The 26,786-nt window shown below is 47.0% G+C and carries 16 protein-coding genes; 7 read left to right on the top strand and 9 right to left on the bottom strand.

Annotation, left to right across the window (positions count from 1 at the left end; genetic code table 11):
• Positions 1 to 24 precede the first annotated feature (24 nt).
• The 4 genes from G3352_RS18555 to G3352_RS18565 all read left to right on the top strand — a co-directional run bounded on the left by G3352_RS18555 (position 25) and on the right by G3352_RS18565 (position 2,240).
• Entirely contained in the window at positions 25 to 1,014 is a 990-nt protein-coding gene (locus G3352_RS18555) for a zinc-binding dehydrogenase (protein ID WP_163758686.1), read from the top strand.
• A gap of 128 nt (positions 1,015 to 1,142) precedes the next feature.
• Complete coding sequence (locus G3352_RS30920; RefSeq protein WP_205524928.1) at positions 1,143 to 1,367, top strand: hypothetical protein; 225 nt, start codon at positions 1,143 to 1,145, stop codon at positions 1,365 to 1,367.
• A 36-nt stretch (positions 1,368 to 1,403) separates the two neighbouring features.
• A complete protein-coding gene (locus G3352_RS18560; RefSeq protein WP_240343133.1) occupies positions 1,404 to 1,622 on the top strand; it encodes a hypothetical protein in 219 nt (72 codons plus the stop codon).
• Positions 1,623 to 1,649: 27 nt separating this feature from the next.
• Positions 1,650 to 2,240 carry a hypothetical protein gene (locus G3352_RS18565; RefSeq protein ID WP_163758690.1) on the top strand — a complete coding sequence of 197 codons (591 nt, stop codon included), beginning with the start codon at positions 1,650 to 1,652 and terminating at the stop codon, positions 2,238 to 2,240.
• Between the two features lie 106 nt (positions 2,241 to 2,346).
• On the opposite strand, the gene G3352_RS18570 is transcribed toward G3352_RS18565, so the two are convergent.
• Both G3352_RS18570 and G3352_RS18575 read right to left on the bottom strand, forming a co-directional pair.
• Positions 2,347 to 6,684 (bottom strand): S-layer homology domain-containing protein, encoded by a 4,338-nt coding sequence (locus G3352_RS18570; RefSeq protein WP_163758692.1) that lies wholly within the window; start codon positions 6,682 to 6,684, stop codon positions 2,347 to 2,349.
• 40 nt (positions 6,685 to 6,724) lie between these two features.
• A complete protein-coding gene (locus G3352_RS18575) occupies positions 6,725 to 9,388 on the bottom strand; it encodes an S-layer homology domain-containing protein (RefSeq protein WP_163758694.1) in 2,664 nt (887 codons plus the stop codon).
• Between the two features lie 381 nt (positions 9,389 to 9,769).
• On the opposite strand from G3352_RS18575, the gene G3352_RS18580 reads away from it, so the two are divergent.
• On the top strand, positions 9,770 to 10,558 hold the full coding sequence (locus tag G3352_RS18580; RefSeq protein ID WP_053784134.1) for a formate/nitrite transporter family protein: 789 nt from the start codon (positions 9,770 to 9,772) through the stop codon (positions 10,556 to 10,558).
• A gap of 204 nt (positions 10,559 to 10,762) precedes the next feature.
• On the opposite strand, the gene G3352_RS18585 is transcribed toward G3352_RS18580, so the two are convergent.
• The 6 genes from G3352_RS18585 to nirB form a co-directional block, all read right to left on the bottom strand.
• Positions 10,763 to 11,752, bottom strand: coding sequence for a WXG100 family type VII secretion target (locus G3352_RS18585; RefSeq protein ID WP_163758696.1), 990 nt, complete (start codon positions 11,750 to 11,752; stop codon positions 10,763 to 10,765).
• A 50-nt stretch (positions 11,753 to 11,802) separates the two neighbouring features.
• Complete coding sequence (locus G3352_RS18590) at positions 11,803 to 12,291, bottom strand: acetyltransferase (protein WP_449008195.1); 489 nt, start codon at positions 12,289 to 12,291, stop codon at positions 11,803 to 11,805.
• 276 nt (positions 12,292 to 12,567) lie between these two features.
• On the bottom strand, positions 12,568 to 17,553 hold the full coding sequence (locus tag G3352_RS18595) for a DUF4132 domain-containing protein (RefSeq protein ID WP_163758698.1): 4,986 nt from the start codon (positions 17,551 to 17,553) through the stop codon (positions 12,568 to 12,570).
• Between the two features lie 23 nt (positions 17,554 to 17,576).
• Positions 17,577 to 17,996 carry a hypothetical protein gene (locus G3352_RS18600; RefSeq protein ID WP_163758700.1) on the bottom strand — a complete coding sequence of 140 codons (420 nt, stop codon included), beginning with the start codon at positions 17,994 to 17,996 and terminating at the stop codon, positions 17,577 to 17,579.
• 328 nt (positions 17,997 to 18,324) lie between these two features.
• Entirely contained in the window at positions 18,325 to 20,457 is a 2,133-nt protein-coding gene (gene nasC / locus G3352_RS18605) for an assimilatory nitrate reductase catalytic subunit NasC (RefSeq protein ID WP_163758702.1), read from the bottom strand.
• Between the two features lie 40 nt (positions 20,458 to 20,497).
• Complete coding sequence (nirB, locus tag G3352_RS18610; protein ID WP_163758704.1) at positions 20,498 to 22,777, bottom strand: nitrite reductase large subunit NirB; 2,280 nt, start codon at positions 22,775 to 22,777, stop codon at positions 20,498 to 20,500.
• A gap of 427 nt (positions 22,778 to 23,204) precedes the next feature.
• Between nirB and G3352_RS18615 the strand changes: the two genes are divergently transcribed.
• Entirely contained in the window at positions 23,205 to 24,434 is a 1,230-nt protein-coding gene (locus tag G3352_RS18615) for a nitrate/nitrite transporter (RefSeq protein WP_163758777.1), read from the top strand.
• 99 nt (positions 24,435 to 24,533) lie between these two features.
• Here G3352_RS18615 and fabF read toward each other — a convergent pair whose 3' ends face one another.
• On the bottom strand, positions 24,534 to 25,772 hold the full coding sequence (gene fabF, locus G3352_RS18620; protein ID WP_163758706.1) for a beta-ketoacyl-ACP synthase II: 1,239 nt from the start codon (positions 25,770 to 25,772) through the stop codon (positions 24,534 to 24,536).
• A gap of 142 nt (positions 25,773 to 25,914) precedes the next feature.
• Between fabF and G3352_RS18625 the strand changes: the two genes are divergently transcribed.
• Positions 25,915 to 26,778 (top strand): helix-turn-helix transcriptional regulator, encoded by an 864-nt coding sequence (locus G3352_RS18625; protein ID WP_163758708.1) that lies wholly within the window; start codon positions 25,915 to 25,917, stop codon positions 26,776 to 26,778.
• Positions 26,779 to 26,786: the final 8 nt, after the last annotated feature.

Raw genomic sequence — 26,786 nt, forward strand, 5'->3', positions numbered from 1 at the left:
TAGACAGGGAGGAACTTTTTGAAAATGAAAGCCATGATACATTCCGGCCAAAGCGGCCTTGAAGGTCTGCAATATACAGATTTTGCAGATAGAACGCCTGCATATGGTGAGGTGAAAATCCAGTTAAACGCCGCCGGCATTAACCATCGTGATCTGTTCATCATGGCAGGACGTACATTCCAGGACACACCACTCATTCTTGGTTCCGATGGAGCAGGTGTAATCATAGCGATTGGAGAAGGTGTAGAGGACTTATCTGTAGGTGATGAGGTCATTATCCACCCTACTCTCGGTTGGGACCACGCAGTAGACGTGCCCATTGTGCCCGATATTGTAGGAGGCCCTACGGATGGAACTCTCGCACAATATATTACGCTGCCTGCTAAAAATGCCTTGCCCAAACCCTCTCATCTATCATGGGCGGAAGCAGGAGTGTTGTCCCTTTCGGCTTTGACAGCATACCGCGCCTTATTCACTCGTGGCGGACTTAAGCAGGATGAACATATCCTCATTCCCGGTATTGGCGGCGGTGTAGCGACCTATGCCCTGCTCATGGCCGTAGCCGTGGGTGCCAAGGTAACCGTTACATCCAGAAGTGAAGCCAAGAGACATGAGGCTCTGCGTCTGGGCGCTTTCCAAGCTCTGGACAGTCATGCAGACTGGAATCTGCAGAACGATCTTGATCCTGTCGATTTCATCTTGGATAGCATCGGACAAGCCATGTTCCCCAAATATTTTGATATAATCAGACCAGGTGGCCGTATCGTGATGTATGGCGCAAGCTCTGGAGATGATCTGAATGTTCCGATACGTTCGATCTTTTTCCCACAAATTAGCCTGATTGGCACCTCCATGGGCAGCCGTGAAGAGTTTGTCCAGATGCTGCAATGGGTGGAAGAACACAATTTACATCCTGTGATCGATAGCATATATCCGCTACAAGACACAGCGAAAGCATTCGAACGTATGGAAAAGGGAGAGCAGTTTGGCAATCTTGCTATACTCGTGGAGTGATATCTGGTTTTAGATGGACCTTCATTAATTGGTAAAAATCATTTTCTAATGGGGGAATCCATCTGACCCGTCTCACTAAACGTACAGCCATTGTTCTGGTCGCAATTATACTTTTGGCCCAAATTCCTATGTTGAAAGCAACCTTTGCCCGAGGGGTAACTATGCTATATGTAAACATAAAGTATCCGGAACGCTCCTTTCAATACAGGGATTTCATCTATGAATCTCATTTTGGAAGCTATCTCATTTCTTATGCTGATCAAAACGATCAGCTCATTACCCTGATGCTTGAGCCCAAATTTCTACCAGTGATCGTTACGTATGATCCATTGGATCAACCTATGAAAGACTAAATTATTCACTCTATGAATCATTCAGGAGGTATCGATATGTCCAATCATTTGCACTTGGTCGAATTAGTTCGCAAGCTGATGAATGCGGAAGGAACCGAAGATGAGCTGGATGACATGCTCACCGAGCTACAGCAGCAATTGCCTCATGCAGAGATCAGCAATCTGATTTTCTGGGATGATCGAGATCTGACACCCGAACAGATTGTTGAGGAAGCGCTGGCTGCTAATCCAATCATTCTTCCGCCCCAGCCCTAACATACTTCTGGAGGTGAATGATCGGATATGTCTGATATGAATCATAACAACAATGAACAGACTGATTTTAACGCTGTCAGTGGAGAAGAAAAACTGCAGGCACTTCGTGATCTGATTAAACTGACGGATAACCATCTTACTCAGCAAGTTCTCAATATTGGTATGGATCCACACGAAGAAGATCTCATACGCATCGAAGCATGGCGCGCTCTTGGTATGACAGGCTCCTCTGCTCTTCTGGGTGAAATCCTTCATACTGCCGCGCAACTTGTTCGTAATCCAGAAGAAGATGAGGATGTACAGAATTATGTCTTGCAAACCCTCGCTCTTCTGCCCATTACAGAAACCGAGATCAAGTTGGCTCAGGAGGTTTTGGAGGGGGGTGCCTACATATTGGTCAAAGGAGCGGCCTTCGCTATTCTCGTTGCACATCAACATGTTTCTGGTGCCAAGTCCGCATTAGAGTCACTTCAATTCGATCCTGATTTTGGCTCTTCCGCGAAGCGGGTACTGCATTCGAAGCAAGGTAGTGATAAAGCTGCTACGAAATCTGTCCGAACGTACAGAGGAACTGAAGATCGAGATTCTCAGATCCTATATGTATCCATCTCCGGTTAAATATTAAAATCCTCCATACTCAAGTTCAGAGCATGGAGGATTTTTAATATCATTCATGAAACATACTACCTAGTAAACTGTATTTCTTGGTTTATTACCCTCAACTCTACGGCGTATGTTTACCCACGTACTGTAAAGTTCCTTTAGGGAGCTCGTTCCATTCACCTGTTAATGAAAACTGTTGTGAACCCGTGTAAATCCCACGTTTGCGAATAAATGTCCCACCAGCAGGCATAAATTGATCATGCGAGGATGGATCTCCCAAAACGTCCACAATTCGTCCGTCTTTTTTGAGAACCAACGCAACCACATTGTACTCATTCGGATTGTACAATTCCAGTTCATCGTTGTAGTACGTGGCTGAAGTGATATCAAAAAAGTCGTAAAAAATATAATTGATGTTTATATAGGGCATACCTGGAATAACATCGAATACATTTTTCGTCGTCACCTTCATCGTTGACGTCTTTTTCATCCACTGATACACGTCCACTTGATAACCTGTTGCCTTGTGAGACGGATTACCGTCACCAGTATAGTACAGTTGGACAACACTACGTCCATCTCCTGCATCCATGTATTGAGAGAAGAACAACTCGGGTGAGCCTTGTGGAAGCGAATTGACCTTAACCACCACGGCTCTACCATCATTTCCAATAATCCAGAAGTACAACGGAGATGCGGTTAAAGGAATTTGAGTCGTATTCATCGTATCTGGTCCCGTAAACGTCGAATCTGGTGTGCCACTATATAGTTTGAAACTTGTCTGTCCCGGGAACAAATTCGAGGTTGAATAGGTTAGAGCATCCTGCACCCCTGATTTCGTATTGATCTGCATCACTCCAGCATTCACCAGAGAAGCGGTACGAACATTAAAGGAATACTCTGCCTCTCCACCTTTTCCATCCTTCGCCGTCAGGGTTAATGGGGCTACTGCATTACCTGTTCCCGGCTTCAAGGTTAACAGGCTACCATTAATGCTTGCATTAACTGCTTCGCTCGAACTGCTGCTAATTGCAAATTGTAACGAATCTCCATCGGGATCACTAAACAATTGACTCAGATCAAACGTACGATCATTCGTTACCGTTGGTGTTAACACTTGTTCGTAAATGCTGCTTACAACCTCTGGTGATATATTAGGTCCAGCAGGCTCGCCTTGTATGGTCATGCCAAAGGATACCTGCTCCCTTCGTCCAGACTGATCATAAACCGACAACGTCACGGTTGTCTGTCCTTCCGCAACTGGAGCGACAGATACCTTTGGGCCAGCGGTAGAAACTTCCGCAATATTGACGTCTCCAGAAGAGGCATCAACCGTTAAAGTACTTATGTCAAAATTCAATAGGTACGGAGTAAGATCTATATCCAAAGTCGACCAAGGCCACGTTATTATTTGATCCGGGATCGAACCAATACTTCCTGATTCTAAGACCTCCACATCAATAGAGGCTGTTGCGTCTTTGCCATATACATCTTTTGCTATAATGTTAGCTTGAAATTGACCAACTCGCTTGGGATGAATAATCAGCTTGTTTTCTAGAATGTTCATCTCTGCGATCAGGAAATTATTAAAGTCAATTGGCGTTTGAAATTCTAATACATCTCCATCAGGATCACTAAAATATTGTGAGAGATCAATTACAATATCTTCCCTACCCAGAAACAACGTTTGAGCAGGTAGATTACTCGTAAGAACTGGAGAAGCATTAGGTTTAGGGTTAACGCTTATCTGAAATGCAGTTAAAATGAAACCACCCCTACCATCGTCTACCAAAAAGTGAAGGGTATATTCTCCAAATTTCAAAGCAGTCAAATTCAGTACTCCGGAAACTTCCTCCACTATTAATCCATCCGGATCAGATGAACTGGCGCTGAATGTAAGTGGGTCACCGTCTGGATCACTATAATAATCATTTAAGTTAACAGATGGAATTCGATCTGGTAGGAAACCCAAGTATACGTTAATCGAACTAGGTGACTGTCCTACCGGATTCAAATTCGGTACAGGATCTACATTAATATCAAATGTTCCACTTGTTACTCCACCCTTGCCGTCATTTACGGAATACGATATGGTATAAGTTCCAAGTTGAAGAGCAGTTAACTTCAACTCACCTGCATTTTCCTCCACAGTAACTCCATCTGAATTGGATGAAGCTGCTGAATACGTTAAAGCATCACCATCTGGATCAGTATATAGCTCGTTCAGTTTCACTACAGGGATGTCATCACCCAGATAGACGTCTATTTTCGATGGAGCTTCTCCCATAGGCGCACGATTCAGTGGTGGAAGAACAACAACCCTCATGTCGAGTTCTGTAACTCCCGTACTGCCATCATCTGCGATTTGCCCATCATCCACTTTGATTTTAAGAACAACTTCGCCCGCCTTTTTAGGCGTTAACCTCAATACAGATTGCCCATATTCCGATTTTACGATCTCCGTATCCAAGATTTCCGGGGCACTATTCAATACACTGTAAAGCAGCTCCGATTCATATTTCTCATCATCCATAACATAGACCATGAGATGGACATCTGTGCTGCCTGACCCGGCTACAAGCTTTTGATCCGGGATCGGTGATGGAAGAGGTGGTGCATTCACGTTGACGTCAAATGTGGACCTCAGCCTTTTGCCGCGACCATCATTCGAGGACACAGTTATTGTGGCTGTACCATGTTCCAAGGGTATAATTTCGAGATTTGATCCACTAAGCACAACCTTAGCTACTGAGGATTTGGACGAAGCAACCGTATACGTTATTGAATCACCATCCGGATCAGTCACATAGTCGTTCAGGTTTAACGTCTTACCCTGACCATTTGCCGTAAACTTGCGATTTTCAAATGGCTTCAGCAGTTCAGGTGATCGATTGGCAACAACAGGAGTTGTTTCGCTCCCTCCCGTTCCACCTGACGAAGAAGATGCCGCATTCGAAGTTACTGTTCCGGTGTTTCCACTTACGGCCGAAGATGGTACTCCAGCAGCCAGAGAAACGTCGGCAACCTTAATATTCCCTGTTATATTAACCTGTGCTGCTGCATTATTCACCTGAAGTTGTTGAATGGTGCCCGCTACATTAAGATTAACAGCCCCAACCCCATCTACCGTTAATTGTGGCAGGCTGACATTACCGTTAAGTTGCAGAGGCTGTGACGTATTCAACTTGATCGTATCTACAGTTCCCTGCAATTCCACCTTACTTGCGCCATCTACAATGTTCAGCAAAGACAGCTCAGCTGTGTTTGCAATTTCAAGAGTACTATCGGATTCAATGCTAACCTCTTGAGCATTCGTACTGCCCGAGAGCACCACATGTACATCACTTTTATCTATATTCACATTGTTTAGAACAGAGTCTTCGAACACAACGGTATTGCTGTCGCCACCCTGAACTGAAATAGATTGTTCGACTTTTATATTTTTGGCATAGAAATCATGTTCCATCTCTGGTGCTATCGTCAGTTTGCCTTTGATCTTAAGCCCTTGTACCGAAGTGAAGTCCGCCTTAATCGTCAGATCCCCATTCAATGTGGTTTCCCCAGCATTCAATAACAGATTACGGCTGAATTCCGCCTCTCCTGTCTGTGCTGATTTTCCGCCTTTTCTAATTTCCAAGGCGTTAATTTCGGTAATTGTATTATCTTGGCTCTTAAACTGTATACCAGCCTGATCAAGTACAGCCTTGTCACGTTCATTCAGAAGACCTGCCACTTGTTCAGATATCTGATAGACAACTCCGTTGATCTGAACTTGGCTTCCATGGATTGACTGAACCACAGACAGGCGGGTTTCTGGGAAGATGGCTGACAACATCATACCTATGGCTTCGCCCCGAACAAGACCTTGTTTAACTTTATTCTCTCCCTGATATTCACTTAGAAGATTAGCCTTCTCAGCAGCTTGGATATAAGGAGCCGCCCACGCACTTGCCCCTTTCCATTCCAAAGGAAGTGACTCTATTTGATTACCTTGTGTAGTATAAGCCGTTGCTCTCACCAAAACGGTGATCAATTCCTGTCCGGTAATCTCCGCTCGTGGATGGAAATACCCTTTTGCATCTCCCTGCAAAAGACCAGCCTTCTTCACTGCTTGAATGGAAGGTGCTGACCAACTAGTTGAGTTCACATCTGCAAATGGCTCTGAAACTTTTTTACTTGTTGTTAGTCCGAGAGCCTGCGCAAGAACAACCGCCAGTTCCTGGCGGGTGATCGGATCGGTCGCCCGAAGGTTCCCATCCGGATCTCCTTTGATGAACCCCATGCCTACAGCCTTATTCATCGAATCATTTAACTGATTTGTAGCATTGAAGCCTGAAGATATGCTAGATGTGGTTATCGTCTGATCTGCTGAATCCCGACTCTGTGCAGCAACTGGAACAGTATTACTTAAGAGCAATGCAATCATGGCTAATTGTGCTGTTCTTTTCATTTTTCGCATTAGTATTCTCCTTCTGTATCTGCTGTTGAATTAAACGAAATTAAGGAGTAATTAAAGAATCGAATTTGCCCAAGTTATCATAATTGTTTTCTCCGATATTGCTCCATTCGGATGGCTCATAAGAAACCTTGTCACCTTGAACAGTGTCCCATTTTCTTGTCAAAGATTGAGCAGGTACAATAACTGCCGTATCCATGATTTCCCCTTTGTAATATAGCGTCAACGTTACCGGTTCCGTATTCTCAACCAGATCCAAAATCAAATAATAATAATCTTCATCTGAAAATTCACTAAACTCTTCTGCGAGAACCAACGTACTATTCGATGGAATGATTGTGCCTGAGTCCAGCGTAATGGGAGTATTGGAATCACTGCGTACAATTGTGATATCCCCTCCGTTAAGCGGTTTGGATGTAGGATTATACAACTCAATTGCCTGATTGAACTCCTCACCCCAGACTACCTCAGAAATAAATAATCCCTTTCCTGCATCCGGGTCTTCCACGTTAACCGTAAATGTGGTCTCAGCTTCTTCACCATCAGGATCGGTAGCTTTGACCGTAACCGTAGCTGAACCAATAACGTTCTTGAAGCCCAATGTCAATGTTTCTCCTTGCACACTGGTATCTACTACATTGGAATCCGAAGATTCTGCCGTATACGTCAGAATGTCTCCATCTGAATCTTCGAACACGCCAGCCAGGCTTACCGTATCGCTAACCTTTCCCAAAGTTACATTCAACTTAGAAATCTGCCCTGCTACCGTAGGTTTATGATTAATAACTACAGGGGCTTTGACCTCGACAGTGAACTCGCTCTTCACTGCTGCACCGATATTGTCCTTGGCAGTTACAGTCATCGTGGCAGATCCAACAGAATAGAAATTCAGTGACATCATACTGTCTGTAATATCAGCACTCGCGACTTGATTATCGGATGAGGATACAACGAAGGTCAGTTCATCTCCGTCCGGGTCTGAGAAAATAGTTTTTAAATCTATCGGATCACTTACAGCACCCAATTCAATTTCTACAGTTTGCAGTGTTTTCACCACTTCAGGAGCATGGTTTATTGGAGGTAGCGGCGGTACAATCGGTGGTATAACTGGCGGTATCGGTGGGGTTATAACGAACGGATTCACAAAATAGCCAAAGGATGTTGTTATACTTCCTCCCTTTCCGTCCGTAGCTTTCACCGTAACCGTCGTATTACCTAAAGCAATAGGCTGGATTCTCAATGTTGAACCCTGAATATCCACAGTAGCAATGTTATGATCGATTTCTGAAATCTCATAACTGAGTTCATCTTCATCCGCATCCGTAAAAACAGTGCTCAGATCAATCTCTTGTGCACCCTCTCCCAAAAATACAATTTTGTCGGGGATGGTCGATTGAACAACCGGCGGTTGATTCTCGGGAGACGGAGGTCCAATGACAACAGGTGGTTCTGGTTCAGGTGTTGGTGTGGATGGTCCTGATGAGCCGCCTGAACCTGAATTAGAGTTGCTAGTCCACGTATTACTGGATGGTGTCGTTACAGTCGGTGTACTGCGGATAATCTGTGTTGATGCTCCTCCCTTTGGAAGAATAACCTTGTCCGTTTTTACAGTCTCAGGCAATTGAATAACAGACTTCGCATCTTTCATTACAATCTGTTTCCACGTCCCACTTCCCTGAACGTTAACTTTGTTAGTGGTGTTTATGATTACTTCGTCGATGTCCCCTTCGATTGTCACTTCACTCGAACCTGGTTTGAAGACAACCTGTGGCAATGTATCGGCTTTCAAAACAACATGATCCGCCGAGACTGAAATCACGCCCTTATAAGATGAACCTTTCAGATCCAATGTCACTGGATCTTTAACCGTCCCTGCTTGAACAATCTGAATTTCCGACAAGGAAGACAGATTACGTGTTCGAGTATCATAAGTGATCACAGCGTTCTGTAATGCATCTTTATTCCCATCATTCAAAATACTTTGAAGCTCTTTACTAATTACAAAAGGACGCCCGTCGATGTAGGCAACATCTCCGTCCAATTTAGTCAGAGAAGCTGTTCTCTCTCCCGTTTGAAAAACGTCTACCAGAATGCCGGCAATATCTTGCCGCTCCACCAAAGCTTTGGAACTGAACCTTCCTTCACTGGATTCCAACAATCCAAGCTTTAATGCAGTATGTACCTGCTCTTTGGCCCAACTACTTACCATGGATTCATCTGAAAGTGTCTGTTGTTGACCTCCCTTTATTCCTTGTGCTCCTGTAACTCTTACCAAGATGGAAGCGAGTTCTTCCCGTCGAATTGGATCGTTGGCACGGAAATTACCGGATGCATCTCCAGTCATCCAGCCTACTTTTCGAATAGCATCAATATAAGGTGCAGCCCAGTCTGAATTATTCCGAACCGATTGCGATGGTTTATCAAGTGTTAAATGGGATGCTTTAGCCAGCAATACGGCCATTTCTCTCCGAGTCAAATGCTTCCTCGGATGAAAGGAGCCATCAGGATATCCCGCAATTAATCCTTGTTTTACCGCTTCCTGAACCGCTTGCAAGGAAGTGGAACGGATATCGGTTTGATCTGTAAAGACCGATGATATATGATTTGCTACTCCTCCCGTTTGATCGGCTGCGTTGACGATCTGATTTCCCCACAGCATGCCCACTACAATTGAAGTGAGTAGTAATTTTTTCCAATCTTGATTCATGCTTGTTCCTCCCCAAAAACTTCGTTTTCGGCACATAGTTTATCAAGATTTTCTGAACAAATTCTGAACAAAAAAACTAACATTTTATCCAATTAAAAGGTGCTTACTAAAGCCTTCTTCACCCTCACTTCAGTTAACATTGGATCAAAAAGTTAAATGAAAAAAGGATTGACCATCGGATTGAAATAGGTGCAAATAAATTATGAAAAAATAAATAATATCAGTTCATATAATACGTATTCACGTAAAACTCACATTGCGCTTTCTTACATTCTTTTTCTGAAATCACGTGTATCTGCCTCAAAATTCGTTATAATGAAAAGAACTTGGTGAGATTTGTAAGTTTATGCAATTATTCAACTTAGCTATTGGGGGCGAATTATGGAAACGGAAGGTTTACGCAACGTAGAGAAGCTGGCGCTGAAGAAACACAAGATTTACAAACAAAGCTTGATCAGGTACCTTGCACGCTCCATGCTCGCCAGCATGTTTATCGGGTTTGGCGTCATCGTGGCGTTCAAGACGGGCAATTTCTTTTATATGGAGGATTCCCCTTTTACATACCCTATGGCGGCCCTCACGTTCGGCGCGGCAATTATTCTGATCGCCTATGGTGGCGGTGATTTGTTCACAGGAAATACGTTCTACTACACCTATGCCGCCTTACGCAAGAAACTGAAATGGTTCGAAGTGGTGAAGCTGTGGATTGCAAGTTACAGTGGAAATCTGATGGGTGCGGCGGTATTTGCCTTGTTAATCTACCTGACGGGTCTGTTCGATTCATCTCAGGTGAATGGTTTTCTGCTGAGTGTCGTAGAGCACAAGATGGAAGCTCCGGCCATGCAGCTCTTCTTCCGGGGCATTCTGTGTAACTGGCTCGTATGTCTGGCGTTCTTTGTACCGATGTTCATGAAGGAGAATGGCGCGAAAATGTTCGCCATGATGCTCTTTGTCTTCTGTTTCTTCATCTCGGGATATGAGCACAGCGTCGCCAATATGTGTACGTTTGCGATTGCGCTGGTACTGAACCATCCGGGGACGATCTCATTCGGAGGGGTTATTCATAATCTGATTCCGGTGACGCTCGGCAATTTGGTGGGCGGCGTACTGTTGATGGGCTTCATGTATTATGCGGTGAACAAACCTTTTCTGGACGAAGAGACACACTAATCTATGGGCAAAAAAAGCCCCCTTACTGGCCCGGTCACCTGACCTTGGCTGGACGGTAAGCCAAACAACAAACACCCGCGCAACCTTGCCATCCTGTGATGAAGGTTGTGCGGGTGTTTGTTTATGGGCAGGCTCACTATGTGCCCGCCCTCGGTTATATCTGCCTTGTATCCGAATGGAGGCTACAAGGCTTGGCACCGTGGCTTAGTTATACTCACGCCATGGAATATATTCAATATCGTTGTCGCCACGCGTGACCACGATCATATTCTCGATTTTGCCCGTATCCTTATTGGTTCGGTAAATCATCGTACGCGTCTCGCCTTCTTCTGGCACGGAGAACAGGAACTTGTCCGCAACAAAGGAGGAACCGAGCCCTGTCGCATGTTCTGTAAAGGCAGATCCGCTCTTGCTGGTCAACAGCAGGCCGATTCCATAAGCTGTAGCCGTTTGTGCTCCTTTGCCAAAGAGATGCTCCCCTTGACTGGTCGTATGGGTTTGGTCCCAATACTCATATTTTTTCGTATCCTTGTTGTAATCCACTACATTGCCCTGTTTATCCAGGCTGATGCTGGTCGTTTCACCCTTGTCGCTTTTAACCTGATACGTACCTACAATCGAATCCTCGGTAATCTTCACCGTCTTACCCGTGTTCGGATCAGTCTGGTAGATTTCGTCCTCATATTGAAGCCGAATAACGTTCATGCTGGCCTGAAGCTGCTGCGCCAGTTTCTCGTCACCCATTTCCTCGGCTTTCTTCAACATTTCCTCATAGTTTTTGTAATCCTCGGCGCCCTTCTTATCCCAATCCTCCATATTCTCCGGAGAACCTGATGACGTTTTGCCCGGGCCATCACCTTTATTTTTACCGAGGGACGTAAGAGTCTGTGCCGCAGCCAAAGCCACCATAAGAGCCTTGTTCACAACATCCTCATCTGTGGTGCGGAAACGCTCAGCAATTTTCTTGAGCTCCGACTGAATGGACAAGACCAGCTCAAGGACAGACTTCATTGTACCTTGAGCCGCTGCATAATCGTTATAAAAGCGCTCCCGCTCCATTCCGTCCCAATTGCTGCGCATGACACGGATCTGGCTATCCAATGTGGACATAAACCCCGACAATTGCTGATGGGCCTGGGCGAATTGCCCACTGACTGTATCCAGTTGTTCCGGTGTTACCTTAATCTGTGTCATCCTGCACGCTCCTCTTCGTCATATTCTCCTGTTTCGTGGTCCGCCGATGATTATCTTGCAGCCTGATCTGCCTTGATCTCCAGATGCAGCAGCGGAAATGGATTACCGGAACCATCCAACTCGGAACGACCAATTTGTACAAATCCCATTTTTTCATAGAATCGGGCTGCTCCAGCATTCTGCTCATTGACATCCACCTTGAGGTGACGGCCTTTGATGTTAAGGGTATGGTTGATCAGAAGACGTCCCAGACCCTGTCCGTGCTGACTGACATCTACAAACAACATCTCAATAAAGTTATCATCCAAACCGATAAATCCAACGGGTTCATTGTCAGCATTCAGCGCTTCCCATACCTCAACTTGTCTTTGCTGCAACACATCGCTCACTACTTTTTTATAGAACTGGATGTGATATTCTTCCAAAAACGTATGTGTTGCCCGAACAGCCTTCTCCCAAATCTCAACCAACTTGTCATGATCCTGTTCACGATATGAAGCGATTAACATGTCCAACGTATTCTCCTTTTCCTTTTCCATATAACGATTATGTAACCATCCGATCCTGCGATTGATTTGGTTAATACATCAATTTTAATATCATTCTACGCAAATTTTACCATGCCCAACACTCAATCTGTACCCACCCTTGCCAATCTTGAGTCAACTCACCACTGACTCCTTACCAAAAAACAGAAAATAAAAGACAGCCAAAGTCACCTTGGACCGGTGCTTCAGCTGCCTGATATTCGATAAGTTCACTCGGTATCGTCAATCTAATGCCGCTTGGCTACGGCATTATCTCAATATTTCTAATCATTGCTGCAATTGTGCAAGGATTTGCGGGTCCTTGATCTTCTTGTCTTCAGCCAATAACATCACTTTGGATAAAATCTCAGCCGTTCTCGGATCTTCATCAAGGAATGGCAGGAATATTCTGCCTCGATGCTGACTGTGCACAGGTACGATATGAAGCGCGCCCGTCGCCTGTTTAAACACATTACCGCTGCCAAGATGAACGGCATACTCGCCCAGTTCACCATCAATTCGAGCGTAATTTCCATCGAGGCGTACGTTATCGACCTTCAACAGACGCAGTGACTCATTCACAATCACGTGACGCATCTCAATCGTGGTCAAGCTGGCTTCCGGATCTACTCCGCCAACATGCGCAACGCTAACCACCAAATCAATGTCACGCATGACTTCCGAGAAGAAGACTGGCGGTACATCTTTTAACGCGACAGGTTTATAAGTTTTCCGATCATAGAACTGCACCGTCTCCAGGGTAGGCGCTTCTGTATCTGCGGGCGAGAACCAGTCTGCCATGGCATAGAGATTGGCAATCAGATTATGCTCATAGCTTACCTTTTGCAGTCCTTCCTCATAGCTGACGGTCCATTGACGTCCTTTAAGTAGAGCAACTGCTTTTTTCGGCTGAATCTGATAACCTGCATACCGACGGGATACCGTTCCATTAGCCAGCTCATCTTCATTCGGAAGATAGAGTTCACGGAACACCTGCTTGAATGGCTGACGTTCCTGACGGTTGAACAGATCCCGTTGGAATTCACTCCAGCTTCCACTCTGGAACAGATGCAATGGATGAGCAATCAGTAGACGATCTTGTTCCGTCAAGATTTGAACCGAGCTTGCCGAATCATCCGAAGCCGGAGTAACCAGACCACCGGATGTTACATCGAAACGGCCCAGCTTGTCATCTGCTTGGAACACAAGCGTGCGAACCAGTGGACGAAGAACCGGATTCTGCAGCAGACTTGAAACTTCCTCACTCGTAAAGGACGTGCCTGCCGTCATGGAACGCTCCAATTCCTGTCTTGCCCGGCGATACTGATCAACCAGATCCGTTTTTAATTCCTTCAATTCGGCGATATATCCATCTTTCTTGAACCGGGCAGGTACAGACTTGAGTGTTTTCCCTTTGCTTACGATTAACAGTTCCGGCTGGCCTTCTTCATCAATGACCAATTGGGCTGTGGTAGCCTCATCTAGTTCATGGGGTTCAAAATAGGATTTCATCTCATCCAGCTTGCGAGCTTCCATATCCCACATCAGCCGGGTAACATCGGCATATCCTGCATTACGGGCAAGGTTGCCCAGCGCTATCTGGGATACCAGACCTTCACTGGCACGGCGCTGTGCACCAAACTGTTTGCTCTGCATTAGAAACTTTTGAATGAAGTCGTACCGCTCACGCAGGTCCTGTTCCCGTTCTTCTGCAAATGGAATCAGGCTGTAGGTCAACAAATGATCTTTATTACGCTTATCTTCCACGGACTGACGCATATCTTCAAGTTTCAGCTTCCCAAGTGCCGCATCCGCGAACAACTGTGATCTGCGGTGATTGGCTCCTCCGGAGATATATTTAGCGCAATCGTACAACAGACTGAACCGCTCTTCACCAACGGCTTCATATGCCTCCTCGAACCAGGCGATATCAAATGCACCTTCGTTAAAGTCCTGAGGTGAAATTGGAGAATAATGCGCCACAATGGTTTCCTTTTCAGCAGTGAACCGTTCATTGATATGAGCATGGAAGTACCAGGCTGCACTGCGCAGTCCTTCCCATCCGAGATGCTTCGCAACAATCTCCATCCATTGCGGCGCGTACATTGCGGCTTCCAGGAGCTTCTTCTCCTGAATGGGATGCTTCGCCAGCAATTGTCCCAGCAGCACTTCGTCCTCTCCATCACGTGGATGGCAAACCTGGATCAGATGGCTAAACGTTTCTTTACGTGTCGTATTGTCACCGTAGCTGTAGATATATCCACGGACAAAGGTATCCTGATCCATGGCTGCAACGAGATGCACCCAATGCTCCATACCTTCAATGCGTTCAAGCTTCATGGCCAGCGTACTTACTTCTGTTGAGAGCTCTCCTCGGGTTAACTCAATCTCCAAAATCCGTTCAACAACGGTTCTTCGCAGTTCTGCCAATACCGGTTTCTCCGTAATCCAGTCGGACCGGCTTGATGTCAATTCCCGAATAAACTGGGCACGAGAATCTCCCACAAGCAGCTGCTTGTAGACTTCCTGTGCATCAATGAAGTCCAATTCATAGGCACGTAGGTAATCGTTCAGAGTGGGGAAGGAGCCCCGGTTACTTTCCTTATTTAATCGGTCGAATTGGCTTATCGTCTGGAAGTATCGCATGAAACTCTCATCGTCATATAAACGATCCCGGACAATATAGAACCATGGACCAGACAAGAGAGCAAGTATGCCCGATTCCTTTTCCATTTGTTCCTCAGGCATCATTTTCATCAGCGCATACAATGTCCGCTCAGCGATTTCAAATGTATCTGACTTATCACTGTCCTCATATACGGCCTCAATCAGCGTTTTCACCTGATCTACGTAACGAAGCTCACTGACCATCTTTTTCATGTCCTGGATATACTGAACCGGATAGACCTCTTCGGCAAATTCCTTGCGCCATCCTTCCAGCAGCCAGTGTTTCTCCAATTCACTATATTCGTATATGTTGGAATAGTAACGGTAATAACTATCCAGCTTCTTGTTCAGATCCTCCAAACGAATCACAAACAAAATTTGCAGCAGTTCTTTACTATCCAGACCACTCTTCTGAACATATTCTCCCCATATGTTATGGAGAGGGAACTGCTCCAATAATGCTATATCTTGCCGCTGATCATAAGGAATGAAGACCATGGCACGCAATGTCGCACCTACAAGCAAGGTTTCTTTGTAGCCAGCATAATATTCTGCCTCATATTCATAGTCTCTGTGCTCATGTAGCAACGCATCCAACCCTTCAAGAAACTGCTTCGCTTTTTCCAGGGAAAGGGTAAACATGTCCTTCGGCTTGAAGCCGCCGAGATCACGTTCTTCATGAAGCAGTGGATTTTCCCATGAAGGATCATACAAACCGAATCCATTAGCCGCCGTATACCTGCTGCTCTGCTCTGTGAGCTTGTCCAGCAGCTTCTGCTCCTTGGCTGTTGGTGTCTTGATTAACGCTATGATTGGCTGTATCCGCTCCTGCTGCTCCATGCGTTGTGGATCTACGGAGATCTCGGTCAACAGTTCCAGCGCACCCAATCGCTGCAGTTCAGTTTTGGATTGTACAAGTCGTTTCAGGGATACCATCAGCTGATCGGTTGGCTGAAGCAATAACACCTGAATGGTCTTCTGACGCAACGATCCCGTTTTCAGTTTGAGCAACGCCTCCATTTGCAGCATCTCTTCGAGCGTCAGCGTCAACAGCTTGGCTTTGAGCAGAGCATTCTCACGGTTGTTCATGCTCTTATCCGACAGACTGTCAAAAATAAACTGTCTTTGTACTTCGTTCTCGGGATGATGGACAAATTGGGACAACAATTCTCCTCGCAAATCCGGGCTTAGTTTGTCTTTGAGCGCAATGACCTCGCCAATCCATTCCGGGTCCATGTCATACGCAGCAAGGTACAGCATTTTTTTCACTACATCATCCGGATCGATCCGATATTGGACAAATTCAAGGACACCGGATGGTCTACCAGCCCCTCCCTGCGGAATGTAGGCCAGCATTTGTTTAAACAGATCAAAGTCACGCCGACGCACAGCTTTATCTTCAAAAACAGGCAGCGGCCAGACGTGAACACTACGTTGATTCTCCCCATTTTCAAAGCTCCAGTTAAACATGTACATAGCATCATAATTCTCAATCACCCAATGCAGCAACTCCAGATCCTGTACTTCAAGATACTGACGTGCCATGTTTAAGCGCAGCCCTCTGTTCTGACTGTTAGCAAGTACGTATTGCGCAACAATCTGCTGATATACTTGCCCGTGATCCATGATTTGGATGACTTTTCGCTCCATCTCATTCTCTTCTATAACAGCCGTTGCCCAGAGACTGATGAATAATTGGTTTGAATTGGCGCTTTGCTGCCATTCCTCTCGCACCGCAGGATCAGTCAATGCTTGATGTGCTTGAGTAATTAATTGCGCGGCAACACGCTGATTCGCCGCTTCAATTCCGATCCCTGTCCATACGGCGAGCGCTCTCACCACCGAACTGAACCGAATCAGGTTGTTGTCGATGATTATTTTTAATATGTATATATATGCCTCAAGCGTTCCTTCATCCATCCGTTCCACAATGCTTTGGCGCAAACCCTCCTGCAGTCTGGCTGCTACCAGCAATTCCCCAACCATCTGATAAGCATCCATCTGATCGCTCATGAAGATACCTTTGATCATTTCAGTGGTCAGCAATGCATTCTGATTGTCGCCATAGATAATATCATGCAGCGCCTGCTTCATATCGCCGGTTTCATGATCCAGTTCATAGGCAATGCAATCCGGTACAACGGCTCTGATCTCATGAAGATAATCAAACTTGTACTCCCGCACGGATACATATTCGTTCAGAGAGAAGCCATACATCTCCATACGAAACAAGGCAATCATTTTACGAAGAACCTGTCCTATATGCTGTTCGGGATCGGTCGTACGAAATGGTCTGCGCTCATAATGTTTGCTATAAGGAAAATTCGCGGCACGTTCTGCAATGTAACGGAATCGAGCCAAGAAGGATTCACTGACCAGTTGCTCCAATACATCCAATAATGGACGGAACAATGGAGTTTTCGTCTCAGCGGACATACCTTGCAATTGCTGCACTGCATCCAAATAGGCCTTTTCGTCTTCGCGCAAATAGGTGAATCCAGCCATCTCTGCAACATAGCCTGCGAGTTCCTGCTCCACACCCTTCAGCGATTTCACTTTTTCCTGCAACTCTTGTTGATACTGTTGAACTTTATCTTCCTGATTCATTCCATTCTCCTCCTCGTCACTCTCTACCACATACGTCCGGCAAGCATTGTAAAGCGGATAAACACCACATTATCGTCTTCCTGTATAATCAACGGCTCATCCAGTGCCTGCAACTCTTCATCATTGAGAAACACCTTAAATAATCCATCTTCATATGCGGTTACAGCTGTATTCATGGCGCCTTCTACATCGGGAACCCCTTCGTTATATATCGTGCCAAAGCCTACTTTTCCTGCTGCTCCCTGCTCTTGAATGTCTTCGGGCATCAGGTAGGCAAGCCATTCTGCTTCATTTTTCTTTTCCTGAAGAGCCTTGAGCTGCTCAGCCACCATGTTCTTAATAAGCTTTCTCAGCGTATCGGTTGTTTTCGGAAGTTCGGCAGCTTGTTTGGCAAGTGCCGGCTTGCGTTTACCCAGACTTTTCACCGTAATCCATACGTTCACTGCTTAACCTCCTATGTATAGCTTTATGTTAGAAGAAGCCTCTATCAGCCCTTATATCTATACCACCATGGAAAATGGACCAAACTGAATCCGTAACCTATTCCAAAACACATAAAAACGCGCACATATGTACCCCTATTGAACATCATAACGAATATTCCGGCCATAATCATGGGCCAATCCTCATGTTTACGTGGAACCTCGGAACTACGGTCTTCTTGTGTACAATACGCAAAAAAAACTGCACAGTCTCATATAAATATGGGACTGTACAGCCACTACGCTATTCATCAAGACTTCCATTTCGACTAAGGAAACCAGTATTGGATCATCTCACCAATCGCAAAGGTCGAATGGTTACCGCAGCTGTCTTGAACCCAGGCATCCGGCAAAACGGGTCAAGTTCGGGTCTTGTTGCCCGATTTACATTTTGAACGCCGCCCCAGTGCATCGGTACGAATAAGGTATCCTCCCGGATGGTTTCCTTGATTCGCGAGCGAACGGTGAAGCTCCCGTACTTCGATTGAATTTCTACCCATTCACCATCTAGAACACGATTACGGGAAGCGGTAGCCGGATGAAGTTCAACGAAGTTCTCCAATTCACGAGTTGCGAGCGCTGGACTTCGATGTGTCTGAACCCCTGTCAGGTAATGAGGAAGCACACGTCCATTGGTGAGAATCAAGGGGAATTCCGGTGATACATCATTCCAGCCAGGGCTTGACTCGGCTGTAAATGAAGCTTTGCCATCAGGATGGGCGAACCGCTCGCCAAACAGCAGCCCTTCTCCCTGCTCCTCCAGAGCAGGACAAGGCCAGTATACACCTTTCTCGTTACGCAAGCGTTCATAGGTTATGCCATAATAATCAGCAACCCCGCCCCGGCTTGCTACTCTAAGCTCATTAAATATGTCCTCTGCACAATCATATTGAAAGTAGGAAGCTTTGCCCAATTCTGCAGCAATGCGGCATAAAACATCCCAATCATCGAGTGTTTCTCCTGGCGCAGGTCGCCCTTGTTCACGGAGCAGAACACGTCCTTCCAGATTGGTTAGTGTACCTTCGTTCTCGAGATAGGCCGTGACGGGAAGAACCAAATCAGCCATTCTGGCTGTCTCGGACAGAAACATGTCGGCCACGACTAGAAAGTCCAGCTTGCGCAGACCCTCCTCCACCAAACGCACATTGGGATTGGATACAACGGGATTGGAACCCATCACGAGCAGTGCGCGAATATCCTGATCATGTACCCGCTCCAACATCTCGTAGGCCGAAACCCCTTTACCCGGCAAGCTTGCAGGGTCCACTCCCCAGACAGAGGCCACATAAGCACGATCTGTTTCATTTTCAATGGAACGATAGCCCGGCAGCTGGTCAGCTTTTTGTCCATGTTCCCGTCCGCCTTGCCCGTTCCCCTGTCCAGTGATAGCACCATATCCGCAGCCCGCTCTGCCAATTTTGCCCGTCGCCAGTACCAGGTTCAGAAAATGTCTGACCGCCATATGCCCATCCGTTTGCTGCTCCACACCACGAGCTGTCATAATCAAGCCTGTATCTGTCTCACCATAGGCAACGGCTGCCTGACGAATTAATGCCAGATCAACTCCGCATGCCTCTGCCGCCTGCTCCAGTTGCAGATCTGCCAAACCCTGTATCAACTGCTCGTATCCATGCGTTCTCTCTTCTATAAAATGAGGGTCCACCAATCCGGCATCCATAATCACTTTCAACATGGCATCCGCCAGCAGAGCATCCATCCCGGGCTTCACCTGCAAGTGAAGATCGGCCATCGCAGCTGTCGCAGTCCTACGGGGATCTATAACGATAATAAAAGCTCCGTTCTCTTTTGCCTGATTGAAATAGGGCAGCAGTGTGGGTTGACACTCCGCGATATTGGTACCTGCCAGCACCATGCAACCTGCATTGGGAATATCAGACAGACGGAACGTCAATCCACGATCCATGCCGAATACTTTACTTCCTGCTGAAGCCGCCGCTGACATACAGAATCGCCCATTATAATCGATATATTTCGTCCCTAATGCAACCCTCGCGAACTTGCCGAGAAGATAGGCTGTCTCGTTCGTCAAAGAGCCGCCTCCGTACACCCCGACGGTATCTGCTCCATGGACCTCTTTCATATGCTGTAATCGCTCTCCGATGTGCTCCATGGCCTCTTCCCAGGAACAGGGTTCAAGTTCGCCGTTGCGACGAATCAGCGGATGCATTAATCGTTGTCCACTGAGTGCATGCTGGTGTGCATTCATTCCCTTAACACACAGCCTGCCCTGAGAGGCTTCATTCGGAACCCCCTGAACCGTGTACTCAGCGCGGCGATGACCTGCTATGGGTGCAGCCAGTTCTTCAACTGTCATCTTACATTGCACACTGCAATATGGACACTGGGTCTCTTTTACATAGAGCCTTGAAGCGTTTGATTCTGAACTAACCGATACTCCCATCTTCCATCCCCGCCTTTCAGCTATAATAGACCAACCCGATTCAGGCTTTGCCCTGCACCGCAGGCGTTTCACGGTACAGCCAACCTTCAGATTCTGACGTTAATCCACGCTCATCATGACGAATAGCAGCGAGTTCTTTCTGTAACTGGTCATCCAAAAGCATTTCCCGAATCGCCATGAATCCCAATCGCTCTGCCCATGCCCATAACGGTTCATCATACCAGGCAGTTTGACGGTACCACTGGAGACAAGCAGTCGCGATCATGGCTGCTTGCAGCTCCGTATCTGCCACTCCGAGCAATCCACCTTCCTTGACCGGGTGCTCTGCATGACCGCCTGCGTAAATCTCCCATCCCGCAGGTGAAGCCAGCAAGCCGATGTCTTGAACCAGTGCGCTCACCAATGACCCAGGCCCTGGTGCGACCCCTATTTTCACGAGAGACGGCATTGCAGCATCCTTCCATCTCCCACGAAGTTGTCCAGCCAAGCTACCCGCATCTCTTGCATAGGATGACAATGGAGTATGATCATCCCAGCGTATCCAAGCCTCATGGACATGCTCTGCCCCGCAATCCACTGGAACCAGAATGGTTCTCTCTTCAACAGCTGAATGCTGACCGCTCTTCGTCTCTTGTTCATTCGTCGTATGACCTGATACCTGCAAGTAATAGCGGATCGCGGGGCGACATACCGCGCACCCATGCTCCGAACCCCAGTTCAGCTTCTGCATGATCACGGTCAGATTCATTTGCCAAGTTCCCGCAGGTGGATATTCCAGCAAACCCACGAGATCTTCACGTGAAGCCAGAATATGATTCAAGGCTTCCTTCAGTCCTGCGTGCCCAAGCTCTGTACAGCCGCATACAGGCAGATCTGTCGTTTTCTCCGGTCTAGTTATCGCTTCTGCACCACCGTTATTCTTCTGGTTGTGTGTATGCTTCACCAGAGCAGCAACCATGGGGCGGCATCCACCACATGAACCTGAAGCTTTGGTGTGCTCCTTGACCTGATCTGCGGTCTCCAGACCCCGATCCTGAATGGCTTTCATAATGGCAGCCTTGGTGACATTGTTACAGGCACATACGGCCTCCTGATCCGGCAGTGCAGCGGCAGCCATCTCCGCCGGGTCCGGGGCACCCTCACGCGGAACCAGTTCCACCACGTCCGCCCCTCGTTGCAATAGTCCAAGCAGCGCAGTCCCTTCAGCCGTATCTCCGAACAAAATGGCTCCGCGCACCTTGCCAGCCTGCATCAGCACTTTTTTGTATGTGCCTCGAATTCCATCCAGCGTTTGAATAGCTGTCTGCATGCCTTCCCCGCTAATCTCACCCGCTGAGAACACATCAATCCCCGATACCTTCAGCTGAGAATATGGAATCGAACCTTTGTATTCCGGCGTTTCCTGTCCGCAAAGCGTACGTGCGAGCACTTTCCCCTGCTCGTATAAGGGAGCTACCAGACCATAACTGATCCCCCGATGTTCAGCGCATTCCCCAACTGCATATATATCCGGTACACTGGTTCGCATATAGTCATCGACGACAATCGCCCGGTTCGTTGTAATCCCACTTCTCCTCGCCAGATCCACATTCGGCCGAATGCCCACAGCCACAACGACAACCTGGGCTTCAAGCCTTGAACCATCTGTGAAAAGAAGTCCCTGGGCCTGCGAACGTCCGGTAATCTTCTGAGTATTTTTCGCCAAAAGAAAGGACATGCCCTGAGCTTCAAGCTCTTGCTGAAGCATAGCGGCTGCCTTATGATCCAGCTGTCGGTTCATAATGTAAGGTGCATTATGCACCACCACGGCTTCCATGCCCAGATGCAACAACCCACGTGCAGCCTCCAACCCGAGCAATCCACCACCAATGACCGCCGCCTTGCGATATTCTTTCGAATACTCGGACATGCGTGTACAATCATCGATCGTACGGAAGGACATAACCCTCTCTTTATCGATCCCCGGAATCGTTGGTAGAAACGGAGACGACCCCGTTGCCAGAATCAGAATATCATAGGCTTCCCTCTTGCCGGATTCAGTCTCTATATATTTTGCGTGGGTGTCCACTCTGTGCACCGTTTCCCCTGTACATAGTCGAATACTGTGTTTGTCATACCAGGACCAATCGTTAATAATGATATCCTGTAACGAATGTTCACCCTGCAATACTTTGGATAACATAATCCGATTGTAGTTGGGACAGGGTTCATTTCCGAAGATTACAATCTCATGCGTATCGGGCTCTAGGGCAATAATCTCTTCTACACACTTCACTCCAGCCATACCATTCCCGATAATCACCAGTTTCCTTCTGCTCATGGGCTGCCCCCTATCTCTCTCACACACCTGTAAATAAACAGAAAAATCCCTCCTCCATGGTTCGGAAAAGGGCACCGTTGCCTCCGGAATCCACACGCCATTGTGTAGATTCATATTAGATTCAGATTAAGGTAATCCGAATCATATGTCAACAAAATTAACATTATAAATACAAAAAAAACTAAAAATCGAAATATTTAAAATTTGGTGTAATTTTTGTTGACATATCCGTTTTCCCTTTTTATAATTTGAATCAAAATCACAGTGCTGTGATCAACTCAGGAGCGGGAACACAATGACGTGTACCGCCTGTCGGCAACGGGGCCGCAAATCGTTCATATCAGGACGAATTGCGGCCTTTTTCTGCCTGAACAAGCACATAGACAAATGATGAAGATCTCAATTGGATGAGGAGCGATGATGGATGATGGAGAGCAAAAGTTTTTGGAAAAGCGGGCATAAGCCCACCCTCTTCGGGGCGTTTATGTATTTTGACATCAGTTTTATGATATGGGGTATGCTTGGTCCACTCGCCGTAGTGATTGCTTTGGACTATCCGATGACAGCTCTCGAAAAGGCCAATCTGGTGGCATTGCCTATTCTTGGCGGCTCCATCCTGCGACTAGTGCTTGGGTTCATGTCCGATTATATCGGTCCGAAACTGACCGCGCAGATCGGTATGCTCGTCACTCTTGTTCCCTTGTTACTGGGCTGGCTATGGGTTGATTCCCTGAGCCAACTGTATGTGGTGGCTCTCTTGCTAGGTGTAGCAGGCGCCTCCTTTGCTGCCGCTCTGCCTTTGGCAGGACAATGGTATCCCAAGGAGCATCAGGGTCTGGCCATGGGTATTGCCGGTGCGGGTAACAGTGGGACAGTACTTGCAACGTTGTTCGCCAATCGACTGGCTACCCATTTTGGCAGCTGGGAAGTCGTGTTTGGACTTGCTATTATACCGATCGCAATCGTATTTGTGTTCTTTTCTCTCTTTGCCCGCAACAGCCCCAACCGACCTGAACCCAAGAAGCTGTCTCAATACGGAAGCTTGCTTAAACAAAAGGATGCATGGGTATTCTGCGCCTTCTATTGTGTAACCTTTGGTGGCTTCGTTGGATTGTGTAACTATCTGACCATTTTCTTCAATACCCAGTATGGGCTCTCCCCGGTTCGTGCTGCAGACATTACCACATTCTGTGTGATCGCAGGCAGTTTCTTCCGGCCTGTAGGTGGTTACCTAGCCGACAAAATTGGCGGAACCCGTATGCTGACCTTCCTGTACACAGGGGCCTGTATCATGCTGGTTGGTGTATCCTTCATGCCACCGCTTCCGGTAGTTGTAGTCATGCTGTTCCTCGGTATGATGTGTCTGGGTGCCGGGAACGGCTCCGTGTTTCAACTGGTTCCTCAACGATTTGGCAACGAGATTGGTCTGATGACCGGCATTGTTGGTGCCGCTGGCGGATTGGGCGGTTATGCACTGCCGCTGATTCTCGGCCAACTGTACAGCAGCTATCAATCCTATACGCCAGGCTTTGTGATTCTTAGCCTGATTGCTGCCGCTTCCCTGTTCCTCGTTCTCTTCATGCAATCCCGCTGGCGTGTAAGCTGGCTGAGCCGAGGCAGTAAGGGTATCACCGAATCTCCATCCCTCTCTTCCTGAGGATTAGCACTATTCCTTCCGCAATCTAATGTTTATGCGGAGGATCATCAACGAACCGCAGAACAGCGCAGCCTACTGGCTGCGCTGTTCTGCATCTGTTTACGATGAATATTTCTGCAAAATAATGACCGCATTATGACCACCGAAGCCAAATGAGTTGGACATGCCAATCTTCAGGTCAGCTTCTCTTGCAACGTTGGGGACATAATCGAGATCACATTCCGGATCGCTCTGCTCTTGATTGATTGTCGGTGGAATGATGCCGCTACGCAAGCTTTGAATGAGCGATATGGCTTCCGCCCCACCAGCCGCACCCAGCATATGTCCTGTCATCGATTTGTTTGCTGTTACCGGAATATGATAAGCTTCCGCACCAAACAGCTGCTTAATTGCTCGGGTCTCGGAAAGATCACCCGCTTCCGTACTGGTAGCATGAGCATTAATGACATCAATCTCATGCGGCTGAAGCTGTGCATCCGCCAGAGCGGCTTTCATGGCCAAGTATGCACCACGCCCTTCCGGATGGGTCGCTACCATGTGATACGCGTCTGAACTGGCACCATAACCTACGATCTCTGCAAGGATGTTTGCTCCTCTCGCAAGGGCGTGGGACAAAGACTCCACAACCAAGACCCCGGCACCCTCAGCCATAACAAAACCATCTCTGCCTGCATCAAATGGTCGACTCGCTCCTTCGTACACTTCGTTTCGTGTAGATAGCGCCGTCGCATTGCCGAAGCTTGCCAGTGATACTTCGGTGACAGCTGCCTCCGTCCCTCCAGCAAAAATCACATCTGCTCCACCGTGACGGATCAGCCGGAAAGCCTCACCTATCGCGGTGTTGCCGATCGAACAGGCTGTCACTGGCGAGAGAGTAGGTCCCCAACAGCCAAATCTCATGCTCACCATAGCCGCCGCCATATTGGATATCATCATGGGTACCAGTGTTGGACTGACTCTTGCAGGCCCGCGTTCAGACAGGAGTTTACCTTGTTCCATCAGGGTCTGGATTCCTCCGATGCCGGAACCGATATACACGCCAACGCGCTCCCTGTCCACATGATCCATCACGAGACCGGAGTCAGATAAAGCCTGATCTGCGGCCGCAACAGCAAATTGCACGAACCGGTCCATACGCCGTGCTTCCTTCCGTCCAAACCGTTCTTCTCCGTCAAAATCACGGACCGCCCCTGCTATTTTCGTTTTATAGGACGTTGTATCAAACGCTTCAATTGGCGAAACTCCTGATTTGCCTTCCACCAATCCATTCCAAAATGTATGCACATCATTCCCCAAAGGAGAGATAATCCCCATTCCTGTAATAACAACACGCTCCATAATGCATCCTCCTTTAGTGCTCTTTCCATACTTGATTAGTTAAGTTATGCACTTATATTGCCATTCGTATTATCCTATTACAAGTTGTCAATTATAATAGTATAATGACTACCATGATAAACTCAGGAACGAAGGTGATGGAATGAACCATGATGTCAGGCTACAGGCACTGTCCGCTTTTCTGAAAAACCAGCGCTCCAAAATCTCTCCGGAATCTGTCGGATTACCTGCGGGCTCCCGGCGAAGAACGCCTGGATTAAGAAGAGAAGAAGTATCCCAATTAGCAGGTGTGAGCACAACATGGTACACCTGGCTTGAACAGGGCCGAGATATTCAGGTATCTCATTCCGTATTGGATAACATCGCCTCAGCTCTCAGGCTGACAGCGGATGAACGAAAGTATTTGTTTTCCCTTGGTCTGGATTACCATTCGGAACTTCATATCCTGGATGAGAAGCCACTCCAAATTCATCCCTCTTTGCAAAAAATATTGCAGGAACTTCGCAATTGTCCCACAATCATCTCAGACCGACGCTGCCACATTGTTGGCTGGAATGACGCAGCTCGGCATGTGTTTATGGACTTTGAACAGATTCCTGCTGAACAGCGGAACATGATCAGCTTGTTGTTTGAACGAAAAGAATTTCGGAGACTGGCCGTGAATTGGGAGGATTTTGTTAGCGGATTCCTGGCTATTTTCCGTGCTTATTATGGTCAATATGTCGATGATGAATGGTACAACTTGTTTTTGGATGACATGATGGACAGATATCCTGATTTTCAACCCCTTTGGAAACAAAGCAGTGTTAGCAGCGCCCCGGACGTGTTGATTGAATTTAGACATTCCAGAGTTGGCAAAATGCTTTTTGATCTTACCTCACTCCAGGTTCAGGGAAATGCCGATTTGCGGTGCAGTATCTACACACCTGCAACAGACACCGCTACCGAGCGTAAATTGATCCGCCTCATGGAGCCAAAGGTAGAACCTGACTCTGACAAAAGTTGATGCTGGTC

The organism is Paenibacillus sp. ALJ109b, from assembly GCF_010747435.1.
In the GTDB taxonomy this organism is placed as follows: domain Bacteria; phylum Bacillota; class Bacilli; order Paenibacillales; family Paenibacillaceae; genus Paenibacillus; species Paenibacillus taichungensis.

Excerpts from the sequence above, each read along its gene's own strand:
- G3352_RS18595 (WP_163758698.1), bottom strand. The coding sequence starts at position 17,553 with ATGAATCAGGAAGATAAAGTTCAACAGTATCAACAAGAGTTGCAGGAA.
- G3352_RS18615 (WP_163758777.1), top strand. The coding sequence starts at position 23,205 with ATGGAGAGCAAAAGTTTTTGGAAAAGCGGGCATAAGCCCACCCTCTTC.
- G3352_RS18570 (WP_163758692.1), bottom strand. The coding sequence starts at position 6,684 with ATGCGAAAAATGAAAAGAACAGCACAATTAGCCATGATTGCATTGCTC.
- nirB (WP_163758704.1), bottom strand. The coding sequence starts at position 22,777 with ATGAGCAGAAGGAAACTGGTGATTATCGGGAATGGTATGGCTGGAGTG.
- G3352_RS18585 (WP_163758696.1), bottom strand. The coding sequence starts at position 11,752 with ATGACACAGATTAAGGTAACACCGGAACAACTGGATACAGTCAGTGGG.
- G3352_RS18590 (WP_449008195.1), bottom strand. The coding sequence starts at position 12,291 with ATGGAAAAGGAAAAGGAGAATACGTTGGACATGTTAATCGCTTCATAT.
- G3352_RS18625 (WP_163758708.1), top strand. The coding sequence starts at position 25,915 with ATGAACCATGATGTCAGGCTACAGGCACTGTCCGCTTTTCTGAAAAAC.
- G3352_RS30920 (WP_205524928.1), top strand. The coding sequence starts at position 1,143 with ATGTTGAAAGCAACCTTTGCCCGAGGGGTAACTATGCTATATGTAAAC.
- fabF (WP_163758706.1), bottom strand. The coding sequence starts at position 25,772 with ATGGAGCGTGTTGTTATTACAGGAATGGGGATTATCTCTCCTTTGGGG.
- G3352_RS18560 (WP_240343133.1), top strand. The coding sequence starts at position 1,404 with ATGTCCAATCATTTGCACTTGGTCGAATTAGTTCGCAAGCTGATGAAT.
- G3352_RS18565 (WP_163758690.1), top strand. The coding sequence starts at position 1,650 with ATGTCTGATATGAATCATAACAACAATGAACAGACTGATTTTAACGCT.
- G3352_RS18555 (WP_163758686.1), top strand. The coding sequence starts at position 25 with ATGAAAGCCATGATACATTCCGGCCAAAGCGGCCTTGAAGGTCTGCAA.
- G3352_RS18580 (WP_053784134.1), top strand. The coding sequence starts at position 9,770 with ATGGAAACGGAAGGTTTACGCAACGTAGAGAAGCTGGCGCTGAAGAAA.
- G3352_RS18575 (WP_163758694.1), bottom strand. The coding sequence starts at position 9,388 with ATGAATCAAGATTGGAAAAAATTACTACTCACTTCAATTGTAGTGGGC.
- nasC (WP_163758702.1), bottom strand. The coding sequence starts at position 20,457 with ATGGGAGTATCGGTTAGTTCAGAATCAAACGCTTCAAGGCTCTATGTA.